Source organism: Pseudohaemophilus paraphrohaemolyticus (assembly GCF_003253115.1).
Taxonomy (GTDB): Bacteria; Pseudomonadota; Gammaproteobacteria; order Enterobacterales; family Pasteurellaceae; genus Haemophilus_A; species Haemophilus_A paraphrohaemolyticus_A.
Window position 1 is genome coordinate 1 of sequence record NZ_QEQF01000011.1, and the last position, 13,870, is coordinate 13,870.

At 42.8% G+C, this 13,870-nt stretch carries 13 protein-coding genes, 2 tRNA genes and 2 rRNA genes; 13 read left to right on the top strand and 4 right to left on the bottom strand.

The window, feature by feature from the left end:
* Positions 1–4 precede the first annotated feature (4 nt).
* The 4 genes from rrf (DPV92_RS08960) to DPV92_RS08975 all read left to right on the top strand — a co-directional run bounded on the left by rrf (DPV92_RS08960) (position 5) and on the right by DPV92_RS08975 (position 492).
* A 5S ribosomal RNA gene (gene rrf, locus DPV92_RS08960) occupies positions 5–120 on the top strand.
* 52 nt (positions 121–172) lie between these two features.
* Positions 173–288 (top strand): 5S ribosomal RNA (gene rrf, locus DPV92_RS08965).
* 12 nt (positions 289–300) lie between these two features.
* Positions 301–377, top strand: a tRNA-Asp gene (locus DPV92_RS08970).
* A gap of 39 nt (positions 378–416) precedes the next feature.
* Positions 417–492: transfer RNA gene (locus DPV92_RS08975), tRNA-Trp, on the top strand.
* 370 nt (positions 493–862) lie between these two features.
* Here DPV92_RS08975 and mutL read toward each other — a convergent pair.
* Complete coding sequence (mutL, locus tag DPV92_RS08980) at positions 863–2,803, bottom strand: DNA mismatch repair endonuclease MutL (protein ID WP_111354579.1); 1,941 nt, start codon at positions 2,801–2,803, stop codon at positions 863–865.
* Between the two features lie 242 nt (positions 2,804–3,045).
* On the opposite strand from mutL, the gene proA reads away from it, so the two are divergent.
* Positions 3,046–4,287 (top strand): glutamate-5-semialdehyde dehydrogenase, encoded by a 1,242-nt coding sequence (gene proA / locus DPV92_RS08985; protein WP_111354580.1) that lies wholly within the window; start codon positions 3,046–3,048, stop codon positions 4,285–4,287.
* Positions 4,288–4,458: 171 nt separating this feature from the next.
* Positions 4,459–5,394 (top strand): KpsF/GutQ family sugar-phosphate isomerase, encoded by a 936-nt coding sequence (locus DPV92_RS08990; protein WP_111354581.1) that lies wholly within the window; start codon positions 4,459–4,461, stop codon positions 5,392–5,394.
* Between the two features lie 50 nt (positions 5,395–5,444).
* Here DPV92_RS08990 and tpx read toward each other — a convergent pair whose 3' ends face one another.
* A complete protein-coding gene (tpx, locus tag DPV92_RS08995) occupies positions 5,445–5,942 on the bottom strand; it encodes a thiol peroxidase (RefSeq protein ID WP_111354582.1) in 498 nt (165 codons plus the stop codon).
* 133 nt (positions 5,943–6,075) lie between these two features.
* On the opposite strand from tpx, the gene DPV92_RS09000 reads away from it, so the two are divergent.
* From DPV92_RS09000 to accA, 3 genes are all read left to right on the top strand, one after another.
* Positions 6,076–6,795 carry a 1-acylglycerol-3-phosphate O-acyltransferase gene (locus DPV92_RS09000; protein WP_111354583.1) on the top strand — a complete coding sequence of 240 codons (720 nt, stop codon included), beginning with the start codon at positions 6,076–6,078 and terminating at the stop codon, positions 6,793–6,795.
* 138 nt (positions 6,796–6,933) lie between these two features.
* Positions 6,934–8,355, top strand: coding sequence for a multicopper oxidase domain-containing protein (locus DPV92_RS09005; protein WP_111354584.1), 1,422 nt, complete (start codon positions 6,934–6,936; stop codon positions 8,353–8,355).
* A 244-nt stretch (positions 8,356–8,599) separates the two neighbouring features.
* On the top strand, positions 8,600–9,547 hold the full coding sequence (accA, locus tag DPV92_RS09010) for an acetyl-CoA carboxylase carboxyl transferase subunit alpha (RefSeq protein WP_111354585.1): 948 nt from the start codon (positions 8,600–8,602) through the stop codon (positions 9,545–9,547).
* A 63-nt stretch (positions 9,548–9,610) separates the two neighbouring features.
* On the opposite strand, the gene DPV92_RS09015 is transcribed toward accA, so the two are convergent.
* Together DPV92_RS09015 and DPV92_RS09020 are read right to left on the bottom strand one after the other, a co-directional pair.
* Positions 9,611–10,033, bottom strand: coding sequence for a DNA polymerase III subunit chi (locus DPV92_RS09015; protein ID WP_005707648.1), 423 nt, complete (start codon positions 10,031–10,033; stop codon positions 9,611–9,613).
* Between the two features lie 205 nt (positions 10,034–10,238).
* Positions 10,239–10,691 (bottom strand): DIP1984 family protein, encoded by a 453-nt coding sequence (locus DPV92_RS09020; protein ID WP_111354586.1) that lies wholly within the window; start codon positions 10,689–10,691, stop codon positions 10,239–10,241.
* Positions 10,692–10,806: 115 nt separating this feature from the next.
* Between DPV92_RS09020 and lysM the strand changes: the two genes are divergently transcribed.
* The 4 genes from lysM to secB all read left to right on the top strand — a co-directional run bounded on the left by lysM (position 10,807) and on the right by secB (position 13,789).
* The gene (gene lysM, locus DPV92_RS09025) at positions 10,807–11,250 is read left to right on the top strand and encodes a peptidoglycan-binding protein LysM (RefSeq protein WP_111354587.1); all 444 of its coding nucleotides are present in this window, start codon (positions 10,807–10,809) and stop codon (positions 11,248–11,250) included.
* Between the two features lie 163 nt (positions 11,251–11,413).
* Positions 11,414–12,715, top strand: coding sequence for a trigger factor (gene tig, locus DPV92_RS09030; RefSeq protein WP_111354588.1), 1,302 nt, complete (start codon positions 11,414–11,416; stop codon positions 12,713–12,715).
* Between the two features lie 114 nt (positions 12,716–12,829).
* Positions 12,830–13,273 carry a rhodanese-like domain-containing protein gene (locus tag DPV92_RS09035; RefSeq protein WP_111354589.1) on the top strand — a complete coding sequence of 148 codons (444 nt, stop codon included), beginning with the start codon at positions 12,830–12,832 and terminating at the stop codon, positions 13,271–13,273.
* A 9-nt stretch (positions 13,274–13,282) separates the two neighbouring features.
* Positions 13,283–13,789: a protein-export chaperone SecB gene (secB, locus tag DPV92_RS09040; protein ID WP_111354590.1), complete on the top strand. Its 507-nt coding sequence runs from the start codon at positions 13,283–13,285 to the stop codon at positions 13,787–13,789.
* Positions 13,790–13,870 lie beyond the last annotated feature (81 nt).

Here is a 13,870-nt window from a genome sequence, read left to right on the forward strand (position 1 = left end):
ATATTCTGGCGACCATAGTGCGGTAGTTCTACCTGACTCCATTCCGAACTCAGAAGTAAAATGCCGTAATGCCGATGGTAGTGTGGGGTTTCCCCATGTGAGAGTAGGGCATCGCCAGATTGAATTTCCTTAGTTTTCTTAAAGAAAGAGAATTAAGGAAATAAAGAATTTGATTGATAACCAGAGTGCAGTAGCTCTACCTGATCCCATTCCGAACTCAGAAGTAAAATGCTGTAACGCCGATGGTAGTGTGGGGTTTCCCCATGTGAGAGTAGGGCATTATCAATCTTCAAAATTTGCGGAGCGGTAGTTCAGCTGGTTAGAATACCTGCCTGTCACGCAGGGGGTCGCGGGTTCGAGTCCCGTCCGTTCCGCCAATTATATTAAAAGCGAGTAAAAATGCTCGCTTTAACTTTAGGGGCGTAGTTCAATTGGTAGAGCACCGGTCTCCAAAACCGGGTGTTGGGAGTTCGAGCCTCTCCGCCCCTGCCATTAATTTATAATAAGAAAACCTACTAAATTCTTTTAGTAGGTTTTTTTATTTTATATACTCTTATCATTTTACTATCTTTGGAAGATAGTTTCTAAAGTTCAATGAAACCTGCCTAGAAATAAATATGGCATATAGGACAAAATAGTTGGTAAGCATTAAATTTGATAATCCTTACCAGCTGTTTTATTTAAAAATCCCGTATAAATAAGATCTTATGCTTTCTCGTTAAACCACTGTAAGGGTGTAGTGGTCAACTAAAACCACAGTCTCCGATAGGTTGTTTTATTGAAAATCGGTGGTAATCCTCGATTATAGCGATGTGGTCGAACAAAATTGTAGTACATTACATAAATGAAAGGATAATATTTCCTATAAGTAAATAGAAAACTCCACTTCCACTTTTAACGCCTCTAATGCCTTAGCCGAACGCTGTTCGACTTCTGCCAGCAGGCTAACTCCATCACTCAATGTCCAAGCGGTTGGCAAATCTAAAGATTTTGCAAAAAATTCGATTAAATCGACCGCTTGTTCATTTAATAATTGAAAAATCATCTGTTGGAAATTTTGCTCTCGTAAGCAGTTCGGCACGGCAGAAATCATCAAACGAGTGTGGGCTTGCCAATGTTTTTCAGCAATTTCAAAACCAAGATTTTCTAATTCGTTTTTTACCTTTTCCCAATGTTGCTGCTGTGTTTCGTCTAGTGTTAAGCTAAGTGGAATCAGTAAAGTTAGTGGTTCGGCTTTTTTCAGCTGCTCAGCAAATTTCAAGCGTTGCAATTGATGAAGCGAGACCAAGTAAAACTCTTCATTTTCTTTGAGCAATAATGCTTGATTTTTCACCACTGCAAGCACGCTAGAACGCGTTGAAACCGCTGTTTTTGCAACATATTCGGTCTTTTCGATCGCTTGCGTTTCAATCACTTCTGGCTTAGCAAAAATTACAGCGGCTTGATGAGGTTGTGCCTTTATAAGCGGTGGAAAATCGTTTTTGGTTTGCAAATCTACATTATTTTCCGTTTTTACTAGTTCGCTATACCAACGCTGAGCTGATTTGCTTGAAATGCTCAAACGTGGCGTATATTGAGGTGAACGTGCTCGATATTGCGTAGAATGATCTGCAAAATGATTTGGAAATTGCACCACTTGTGGGCGAGATTTACTTTCTGTAAACGAAGGTACAAACATATTCAAACCTGCGGCTTGACGGTTACTATCTTGCACATAAGCAGGGAAACTCTCGTGTACTTTATCCACGTATGTTGAATTTGCTATGATTAAATCTGCTTGCGGTTGTAACGCTTGCAACACACCTTGTAAGATAAAATCGTGCACTAAACGCCCTTGGTGGAAGCGCACCTCGTGTTTGGCTGGATGCACATTAACATCCACGTGGGTAGGGTCTAAATCCAAAAACAGCACAAATGCTGGGTAGTCGCCCTGTGCGATATGTTCTCCGTAGGCTTGGCGAATGGCGTGGTTAATGGTTTTGTCCCGCATCATCCGCCCATTCACATAGCTGTAGCAAAGATCGTTTTGTGGACGTGCCAGTTTAGGTGAGCCAATCCAACCGTGCAGATGCAAATCACCGTGCTGCCAATCCAGATAGTTCGCCTGTTGAATAAAAGCATCACCACAAATCGCCGCCACGCGTTTCTGTTTTTGTTCAACAGAGTTATCCACAACCTTGCGATATTGACGAACCACTTTGCCATTGTGCGAAAGAGTAAAACTCACATGCGGTTTGGCGAGAGCGATGCGGCGAACCACTTCATCAATATGCTGAAATTCGGTTTTATCGGTGCGTAAAAACTTGCGACGAGCAGGAGTGTTGAAAAAGAGATTATTCACTTCAATGGTTGTGCCGACAGGGTGCGAGGTGGGCTGAATTTCGACTGCCATTTCCCTCCCCTGTGCATAAGCTTGCCACGCTTCCGCTTGCCCTTCAGGGCGAGAGGTTAAAAGTAGACGCGAGACCGAGCTGATACTTGCCAATGCCTCCCCGCGAAAGCCAAGGCTTAAAATTGCCTCTAAATCTTCCAACGAGCTGATTTTACTGGTGGCGTGGCGTGCTAAGGCGAGTACTAAATCTTGTTTGGCAATGCCACAGCCGTTGTCGCGGATTTTAATCAGCTGCGAACCGCCCTTTTCAATCTCAATCTCAATCTGCGTTGCGCCTGCATCAAGGCTGTTTTCAACCAATTCTTTGACGACAGAGGCAGGGCGTTCCACCACCTCACCCGCCGCGATTTGGTTGGCAAGCTGAGGAGGAAGAATATTGATGAGGTGTTTTGTAGTATGTTGTTCTGTCATTTTTAGTTGTCGAGTAATAAATATTTAACTCATTCTGTGCGGCGGTTCCTGAACTTGTCGAAGGATTAGTCGCAGTAAGTGTTTTAAGCATAATTAAAAATGAAATCACGCATATTTAGCCAATTCTTCGACAAGCTCAGGAATTGTCTCAATATGCATCTTTTCAATTTTATTATTTGTTGCATTTTGCCAAATTTTAGCATAATTTGGCCGCTAACGACGTTTTCAAAAAAGGATAAAAGATGACCAGCGTTTTACAGATTGCTCAACAAGCCAAACAAGCGAGCGTAGAGCTTGCTCCATTCGGTCAAACCGCTAAAAATCAGGCGTTACTTATTATTGCCGACAGCCTTGAAAATCAAGCCCAAGAAATTTTACAAGCAAATGCAAAAGACATCGAATTTGCAAAAACACAAGGTATTTCAGCTGCCATTACCGACCGCTTATTGCTTACCGAAAGTCGCTTAAAAGTGATTGCCGATGATGTCCGCAATGTGGCAAGCCTCGCTGATCCAGTTGGGCAAGTGATTGACGGTGGCGTGCTTACAAGCGGTTTGAAAATCGAACGCCAACGTGTGCCTTTGGGCGTGATTTTAACCATCTACGAAGCTCGCCCGAATGTTACCATTGATGTTGCCTCGCTCTGCTTAAAAACAGGCAATGCAGTGATTTTACGTGGTGGTAAAGAGACCAAATTTACCAACGCGGTATTGGTTGAAGTGGTGCAAAAGGCGTTGGAAAAAGCAGGCTTGCCAAAATTAGCTGTACAGGCAATTACCGATCCCGACCGAGCCTTGTTGCTCGAATTGCTCAAACTCGACCGCTACATTGATATGGTCATTCCTCGAGGCGGGGCAGGTTTGCATCAGTTCTGCAAAGAAAATTCGACTATTCCTGTGATTGTAGGTGGCATTGGTGTTTGTCATCTGTTTGTAGAAAAAACAGCTGACCAGGAGAAAGCACTGGACGTTATCGTGAATGCGAAAACACAACGCCCAAGCACTTGTAACACCTTAGAAACCTTGCTTGTTGATCGTGCGGTTGCAGAGGAATTTTTACCGAAATTAGTTGTTAAAATGAAATCAGTAGGCGTAACACTTCACAGCGATGATTTGCAAAACGCAGACGGAATTGAACCGCTTGATCAAGAGAAATTACGCCAAGAGTGGCTCTCGCTTGATCTAAGCGTGGTGGTAGTGGATGGCTTGGATGCTGCGGTTGCCCATATTCGCGAATATGGCTCGCAACATTCGGAAAGCATTTTAACCAGCGATTACAAACTCGCTCGTCAATTCGTTGCTCAAGTGGATGCAGCCGCCGTTTACATCAACGCTAGCACCCGTTTCACTGATGGCGCACAGTTTGGTCTTGGTGCAGAAGTGGCGGTGAGTACACAAAAACTGCACGCCCGCGGACCAATGGGCTTGGAGGCATTGACCACCTACAAATGGGTGTGTGAAGGGGATTATCTTTCCAGAGGGTAATGATTCTATGGCTCACACCATCGGTTACGCATAAATCAGCCCCACTGGGGCTGGAAGTTACAAGTAAGATCACTATAATAAGCAAATCATAGCGTCCTGTCGGGACGTATTTATACCTAACCTAGGGCGGGTAGCCCTAGGGATTTCAGAAAAAATTTTCTTAAAAAACCTATGAACTACTTACAAACCGCCAAAGAAACCCTTGTGCTTTACACCCACGAAATCGACCGCTTGAATCAGCGTTTATCAGATGAATTTAACCAAGCGGTTGAGCTAATGCTCCACTGCGAAGGGCGTGTGGTAGTGGCAGGAATTGGCAAGTCGGGCTTAGTGGGCAAAAAAATGGTGGCAACCTTCGCTTCCACGGGCACACCGAGTTTTTTCCTGCATCCGACCGAAGCATTCCATGGTGATTTGGGTATGCTCAAGCCGATTGATGTGGTAATCTTGATTTCCAACAGCGGCGAAACCGATGATGTAAACAAGCTTATTCCAAGCCTGAAAAGTTTTGGTAATAAGATCATCGCGATTACGGGCAACCCACATTCCACGTTGGGTAAATATGCCGATGTGGTGCTGAACATCCACGTAGAGCGTGAAGCTTGCCCAAATAATCTTGCCCCGACCACTTCAACGCTGGTTACCATGGCATTGGGCGATGCTTTGGCAATTGCCTTGATTAACGCCCGTGATTTCCGTGCCGAAGATTTTGCACGCTTCCACCCTGGCGGCAGTCTAGGTCTTAAATTGCTCTGTCGCGTGCGTGATGTGATGAATGCGAATGTACCAGTAGCAGAACCAACGGCAACATTCAGTGAATGCCTTTCTGTGATGAACGAAGGCAGAATGGGCGTGGCGGTGATTATGCAAGCGGGCGAATTATGTGGAATTATTACCGATGGCGATATTCGTCGTACACTCGCCAAATTCGGGGCAGAAAGCCTGAATAAAACCGCTGAGCAGATTATGAGTCGCAACCCGAAAACCATTGCCGACAGCACATTCTTGGGCAAAGCGGAAGAGATGATGAAACAGCTACATATTCACTCGCTTATTGCTTTAAATGATGAAGGTAAAGTGAGTGGGTTGATGGAGTTTTCAAATTAACCATAAAATAAAACCGCTTGTAGCAGATACAAGCGGTTTTATTTACATGATTAAGCCAGCACCGCTAATGCCGCATCGTAATTTGGCTCTTCTTTAATTTCTGAAACCAATTGGCTGTATAATACTTTATTTTGATCATCTAAAACGATAACTGCTCGTGAAGTCAAACCTGCAAGCGGTCCAGTTTGGATGGATACACCTAATTGTGTGTGCACTGCGTGGTTACGGAAAGTTGAAACGGTTTTTGCGTTTTCAATCCCTTCCGCACCGCAGAAACGAGCCTGTGCGAACGGTAAATCAGCTGAAATGCAAAGCACAACGGTATTGTTTAAATCTGCCGCTTGTTGGTTAAATTTACGCACAGAAGTCGCACATACCCCAGTGTCGATGCTTGGGAAGATGTTTAACACTTTGCGTTTGCCTGCAAAATCATTTAATGAAACATCGGCTAAATCGTTGCCAACTAACGTAAAGTTTTCCACCGTTTCGCCCGCTTGTGGGAAGTGTCCGCCAACCTCAATTGGGTTGCCTGCTAATGTTACTGCCATAAAATCCTCTTTTTTGTTTGGAAAAAACAAGGTTACTATACCCAATCTGCTTTTCAGCACAAGCCCAAACAAACCTTTTTCTCTAATAGTTTATTTTTTGCTATACTCTTTGCCTAACTTTTGAGGAAATTTTATGTTAAAACTTATTCGAATTTTGTTAGTGTTATGTTGCTCGATTCTTATCTCTGTGGCTGGTGTTTTTTATGCGTTAGTCCGTTTACGCAATCCAGATTGTGTAGGTGAAATTGCTTATTGGTATAGCAAAATGCATAAACTGCTTGGCATTAAGTTAATTCGCCGCCCGTATACTGGTGAACGCCAACCAGCGATTTATATCGCCAACCATCAGAATAACTATGATATGGTGACCATCTCTTCGATGATGCCTAAAAAAACGGTAACCATCGGTAAACGTAGTCTGATTTGGATTCCATTTTTCGGCTTGGTTTATTGGGCAACGGGCAATATTTTCATCAACCGTGAGAAACGCAGCAGTGCGATCAGCACAATGACAAAAGTGGGCGAAATTATCCAACAACGCCAGATTTCAATTTGGATGTTCCCCGAAGGCACGCGTAGTCGCGGGCGTGGTTTGTTACCATTCAAAACAGGGGCGTTCCACACCGCCATTTCTGCAGGTGTGCCGATTATCCCTATTGTTTGCTCAACGCTTCATAATAAAGTAGATTTAAACCGCTGGGATAATGGCACGGTGATTTGCGAAGAGCTGGAGCCGATTGATACCAGCACTTACAACCGTGATAATTTGAAAGAGCTTATCGAACATTGCCATCAAGTCATGCAAAAGAGAATTGAGGAGCTTGATGCGGAGATTGAGCAGTTGGATAAATAAATTATAATTGTAATTGCCTATCGTAGGGGCGGGGTTTATTCCCGCCCTAAAATTGCATATGAAAATGGGTGGGGATAAGCCCCGCACCTAAGCTAAGAGTAACACTGTTGTTACAACAAACACTTTATCATATACCCAATGAATAAACCTCTTCACTTAACCCGTCGCCAACTTTTACAACGCTCGGGCTTGGCTTCTGCGATGGTTGCATTGCCTTCTCCTGTGTGGGCAAATTCGCAACCTGTATTAAAAATTCCACCGCTTGTCGATGTAGGGCGCGGGCGTCCTGTGCGTATTGATCTTCGTCCTGCTCAAACGCAATTTAACGCGGGGAAGCTGGTGGATGTATGGGGCGTAAACGGGCAATATCTCACCCCAACGGTTCGTGTGCGGTCTCAAGATTTCGTGAAACTCACTTACCTGAATAACCTCCCGCAAGCGATTTCAATGAATATTCAAGGTTTGCTCACGCCGAGTGAGATGCTCGGTTCTTCGCATCGCAAGCTTGAGCCGAAAGCGAGTTGGTCGCCGATTGTGAGCGTCAATCAATCCGCTTGCACTTGTTGGTATCACGCCGATACTTTGCTCAATTCAGCATTTCAGGTTTATCGTGGCTTGGCGGGGCTGTGGATTATTGAAGATGCGGAAAGTAAAAAGACCAATTTGCCGAACCAATATGGCGTGAATGATATTCCCCTCATTTTGCAAGACCAACAAATCAATAAAGAGGGCAAGCAGGTACTCGACCCGAACCAACCGCAATTTTTCGGTTCACGCCTGTTTGTGAATGGGCAAGAATCGCCTTATTTGAAGGTACAAGCAGGCTGGATTCGCTTACGAATTGTCAATGCCTCACTTTCTCGCGCGTATGAACTACGCTTAGACAACGGGCAGCCACTGCAATTGATTGCTACTGGGTTAGGGATGTTTGAAAAGCCGATTGCCCAGCCAATGGTGACGCTTGCCCCAAGTGAACGGGTGGAGGTGTTAGTCAAAGTGGAAGAAGATACGTCTGTGTCGCTGATTACTGGCGAACCACGCAGCTTGCTGGATAAGGCAAAATTGCTGTTTAGTGATGGCAATGAGCTGGTGGACAATGTCATTTTAACCTTACAGCCGCAAGGCTTGGCAGCGGTATTCACGCAGATGCCAGAAACGGTGCCGTTTAAGCTGGAGGATTTCCAAATGAACGTTGTCAATGAGCGGAAATTTAATCTTCGCCCGCTCGATTATCTGATTAACCAACAACGCTTCGACCCAAAACGGATTGATTTTAGTGTGAGAAAAGGGAGCGTGGAGCGTTGGTATCTCACCAGCAATAGCGATATTGGCTTTACTTTACAAGGGGCGAAGTTTGTGATTGAAACCCGCAACCGCCAACGTTTGCAAAATAAATATTTAGCGTGGAAAGACACTGTTTGGTTGCCGAAAGATCAGGAAGTCACGCTGTTAGTTAAATTTGAACACGAAGCCAGCAATGCACTGCCATTTAACTTTGGCGTGTCGGATTTAATGTTGCGAGATCGCGGTGCAATGGGGCAATTTACGGTTGAGCCGTAAACTGAAGCGGAAAATGCAAGCGGTCGGATCTGTATAGAAATTTACAAAAAATTGTATAAAAATGGCCGCTTTTTAGCACAATTTGCTGTCTATCAGGTAAAATAAGCCGATTTTTCACATTACTATATTGGGTAGGGGGACTTTAGTCCGCCTATAATAAAATCAAAAAGTTATAAAATGACGGACTGAAGTCCGCCCTACAAAACCTGTTAATAACCCGATTTTCTATAAAATAGGATAACGTATGGAATATTTAGATTTTGAACTACCGATTGCTGAACTTGAGTCGAAAATTGAGTCGCTAAAGGCAGTGGCAGAACAAGATGGCAAAATCAATCTTGATGATGAAATCAAACGTTTAGAGAAAAAAGCGCAAGAGCTTACCAAAAAAACCTTTGCGAATTTAGATGCATGGCAAACATCCAAAATGGCACGTCACCCGAACCGCCCTTATACTTTGGATTATATTGAGTATATTTTCACCGAATTTGATGAGCTTGCGGGCGACCGTGCTTTTGCTGACGATAAAGCGATTGTTGGTGGCATTGCGCGCTTAGAGGGGCGCCCTGTGATGGTTATCGGTCATCAAAAAGGCAGAACCACAAAAGAGAAAGTAATACGTAACTTTGGGATGCCAGCGCCAGAAGGCTACCGCAAGGCATTGCGTTTAATGGAAATGGCGGAACGTTTTAACCTACCGATTATTACCTTTATCGACACCCCAGGAGCATACCCAGGTATTGGTGCAGAAGAGCGCGGTCAGGCAGAAGCGATTGCCCGCAATTTGCGTGAAATGTCACAACTTAAAGTGCCTGTGATTTGTACCGTAATCGGCGAAGGCGGCTCAGGCGGTGCATTAGCCATCGGTGTGGGCGATAAAGTGAATATGTTGCAATATTCCACTTATTCGGTAATTTCGCCAGAAGGCTGTGCCTCTATTCTATGGAAAAGTGCCGAAAAAGCTTCAACTGCGGCAGAAGTCATGGGCTTAACCGCACAGCGTTTAAAAGAGTTGAAACTGATCGATGAAATCGTGGCAGAACCACTCGGCGGTGCTCACCGTGATTACGCCGAAATGGCAGAAAACCTCAAACAACGCATTCTGACCGATTTACACGAATTGGATAATCTGGATAAAGAAGCGTTGCTACATCGCCGTTATCAACGTTTGATGAGCTACGGTTATTGCTAATCTTGAATTAGCAAAGATAAGCGGTAAGATTTTAAAAGAATCTTACCGCTTGTTTTTTTATCGTTATGCTACTTGTTCCGTTGAAAGCTGCCAACCTTGCTGACGATATTGTTTATAACGCTCACGGGCTTGGGCTTTTTCGGTTTCATTCACAGGCACAAACTCAATCACTTGATTAAAACTTGTCACAAATTCAGGAATTTGCGTTTGCAAACTGATCAATAGATCTCGGCGCTGGGCGTTGCGTTTGCCTTTCCAGCTAATTTCAATCGGTGTTGGATATTGTGTTGTTTCGCCCGAAAGATTATGTGGTACAAAAGAATCTGGCTCTCTTGCCCAAAGTAGTTCATCAATTTCAAAAGCTTGTTGATCAGTTTCGCACGCGATCAATACGCGCTTGCCAAGTCGCCACGCTTTTGCTGCTAAATCACACGCTTGTTCGTGAATATTATCTTTATTTAAAACGTAAAATTGAGCTTGTTTCACTACTTTTTCCTACTTTAAATCCCCTAACCCACCCTTTCCAATTCAATCAATACGTGGTAATACAAAATACGCAATCACAATACAGAGTCACTTGTATGGGGCTACACAGTATGAGGTGAAACTGCCCGCGGTTTCTGCTTTAAATTTTAATTGCTATGCCTTAAGCGAGGTTGTATTCGCCTTGAATTGGAATGCCTAATTTCGATTAAATTTCGCTTAGCCAATTCGCCAGCTGAATTCGTGTGTCCAATTGGCGATGCTGTTTGGCGAGCTCATCAATCTGTTTGCGAATAGCTTTCACATCAATTGCCGCCAACGTTTTGATTTCGCTACGGCTATAACGATCAAAGGTCTGTGTTGCACTATCTGCAAGGTTAATTAAGGTACTATGTTCTGCTTTCAAGCGGTCACGTTTTGCAAGCGCTTCAACCATCAACTGCCCGTTTTCTAGTGAAATGCGATTATTCGCAAGGTTGATTTTTATGATAAGTCGTTCAAGCTCTGTTGCGGTTTGACGATACTCGGCGAGTAGTGCATTTGGCTCTTCTGCGGGTTCTTCGCCCTCTTGATATTGAGCATTTTGGTTTAAGCGTTGTTTTAGTTGCTCTAAACGGCGTTGCAAATCGGCACGTTCAATTAAAGCTTCGGCTAATTTCATAAGTTATCCTTGAACTAAAAAAATTTACAATACTCTAACATAACGTTGACACTATTTCGATAAAAATAGTGTTAAGATCATTTCTCTTTTTATATTGATAAACAAGGACATTATTATGGGTTTATTTGATTTTGTAGGCGATATTGGTCGCAAATTATTTAATAAAGAAGAAGAGGCTTCACAAGCCGTAACAGAGCATTTAGCACAAGACAATCCAGGTGTAGAAAATGTGCAAGTAACAGTTGCGAATGGCGTAGCGACTTTATCTGGCGCAGCAACGACAGCCGCAGCGATTGAGAAAGCGGTGTTAATGGCGGGTAACGTAGCAGGGATTACTTCTGTCAATATTGATAATGTGCAGCTTGCAAGTGGTGAAAAAATCGGTGCGGATGATGAATTTTATGTTATCCAAAAAGGCGATAGCTTATGGAAAATTGCAGAAAAAGCTTATGGCAATGGGGCAAAATATACGGCTATTTTTGAAGCAAATCGTGAAGTGATTAAAGATGCGGATAAGATCTTCCCAGGTCAAAAAATCCGTATTCCAAAAGGTTTATAATTTCATTTAATATAGAAAAACGGAGAAAATTTTATCCCTTTCCGTTTTTTTATTTTATGTATTAAATCCCCTTGCATTGTTAGTGCTTGCAAGATATGACTTTGAACGTTACAATGCCTGTCTATTTATCTATCTTTTATATACTCACCATTGAGGTTTAAGAATGTCAATTTCTATCGAAACTTTAGAAGGCTTACAACGCCGTGTAACAATTATCGTAGCAGCAGATAAAATCGAAGCAGCTTACAAAGAGCAATTAAAAGGCTATGCGAAAAACGCTCGCGTAGATGGTTTCCGTAAAGGTAAAGTTCCTCACTCAATCATTGAACAACGTTTTGGCGTGGCAGCTCGTCAAGATGCATTATCTGATGAAATGCAACGTGCTTTCTTCGATGCAGTTATCGCAGAGAAAATCAACCTTGCAGGTCGCCCAACTTTCACCCCAAATAACTACCAACCAGGTCAAGAGTTCTCTTTCTCTGTTACTTTTGAAGTGTTCCCAGAAGTGGAATTAAAAGGTTTAGAAAACATCGAAGTTGAAAAACCAGTGGTTGAAATCTTAGACGCAGATTTAGACAAAATGGTTGATGTTTTACGCAAACAACAAGCAACTTGGGCAGAAAGCCAAGAAGCTGCGAAATCAGAAGATCGTGTTGTAATTGACTTCGTGGGTTCTGTAGATGGTGAAGAGTTTAAAGGCGGTAAAGCAACTGACTTCGTACTTGCAATGGGTCAAGGTCGTATGATCCCTGGTTTTGAAGACGGTATTGTAGGCCACAAAGCGGGCGATCAATTCGACATCGATGTAACTTTCCCAGCAGAATACCACGCTGAAAACTTAAAAGGTAAAGCGGCGAAATTCGCGATCACCTTGAAAAAGGTAGAAAATATCGTATTACCTGAATTAACGGAAGAGTTCGTTAAAAAATTCGGTAACGCAAAATCAGTAGAAGATTTACGTGCAGAAATTAAGAAAAATATGCAACGTGAATTAAACAACGCAGTCACTGCACGTGTAAAAAACCAAGTAATTAATGGTTTAATTGCACAAAACGATATCGAAGTGCCTGCAGCAGCAGTAGCGGAAGAAGTTAATGTATTACGTCAACAAGCGGTTCAACGTTTTGGTGGCAAACCAGAAATGGCAGCACAATTACCTGCTGAATTATTTGAAACAGAAGCAAAACGTCGTGTTCAAGTAGGCTTATTACTTTCAACCGTGATCGGTGCTAACGAATTAAAAGTGGACGAAGCTCGCGTTGAAGCGATGATTGCAGATATTGCATCAGCTTACGAACAACCTGCTGAAGTGGTGGAATACTACGCGAAAAACCGTCAATTAACTGAAAATATCCGTAACGTGGTATTAGAAGAGCAAGCGGTTGACGCAGTATTAGTGAAAGCGAAAGTGACTGAGAAAGCGATGTCATTCGACGAGTTAATGCAATCACAAGTTCAAGCCTAATCTTTAAAGCCGCTCCGCTGTGAGCGGTTTTCGTGTCCAAGCGGTTTATTTTTGCAAAACTTTTGCGAAATCTAACCGCTTGATTTGCATTATTTGCAACTAAAGAGAGGAACTATGGACTTAACGTTTACTCAACAACTTCAACAATTTATCGCAAATCATCCAGTGCTAATAGCTGCTTGGGTGGCGGTATTTGTGATTACCCTTTACACTTTATTCAAAGGAGCAACCAGCAAATTCAAAGTGATTGAAAATGCCGAAGCTGTGCAACTAGTGAATAACGAAGAAGGTGTATTCTTAGATGTGCGTACCGATGATGAATTCCGTAAAGGACATATCGTAGAAAGCCACTTAATTCACCCAAGCGATATTAAAGATGGCAAAACCACTTCAATCGACAAATTCAAAGCCCGTCCAGTAATTGTGGTAGATGGCAATGGTTTTGGTGCAGCCAAAATCGCAGAACAACTTGTCAAACATGGCTTTGAGAAAGTTTATGCACTTAAAGAAGGTATGATAGGCTGGAAAGCAGCAAATCTGCCAACAGTAAAAAAATAAGGAAATAATATGGCTGAAGAAAACAAAGTTGCTGAAACAGCAGAACAAGAAGCACAACAGTTCGCATTCCAAATTCAACGTATCTATGTCAAAGATGTTTCTTTCGAAGCGCCAAACCTACCAACCATTTTTAACCAAGAATGGGCGCCAAAATTAGGTTTTGAACTCGATACTGAAACGCGTGAATTAGGCGAAGATCTTTATGAAGTGGTATTACACATCAATGTTTCAACCACATTAGAAGGCAGTGGCGACACTGCATTCATCTGCGAAGTAAAACAAGCAGGTGTGTTCACTATCAAAGGTTTAGAAGGTATCCAATTAGCACACTGCTTATCAGCACAATGCCCTGAAATTCTTTACCCTTACGCTCGTGAGTTAATCGCAAGCCTTGTAAATCGTGGCACTTTCCCTGCATTAAATCTTTCACCAGTAAACTTTAATGCACTATTTGCGGATTACTTTGATCGTTTAGAAGCTGCATCTGAGGAAGAAGGCAAAGAAAAAGCAAACTAATTTTGTTTTTTAGAAAGAATAGGTATGTGAAAACATACCTATTTTTTTAGATACGATATAATGCGAAAATCTTATTTTACT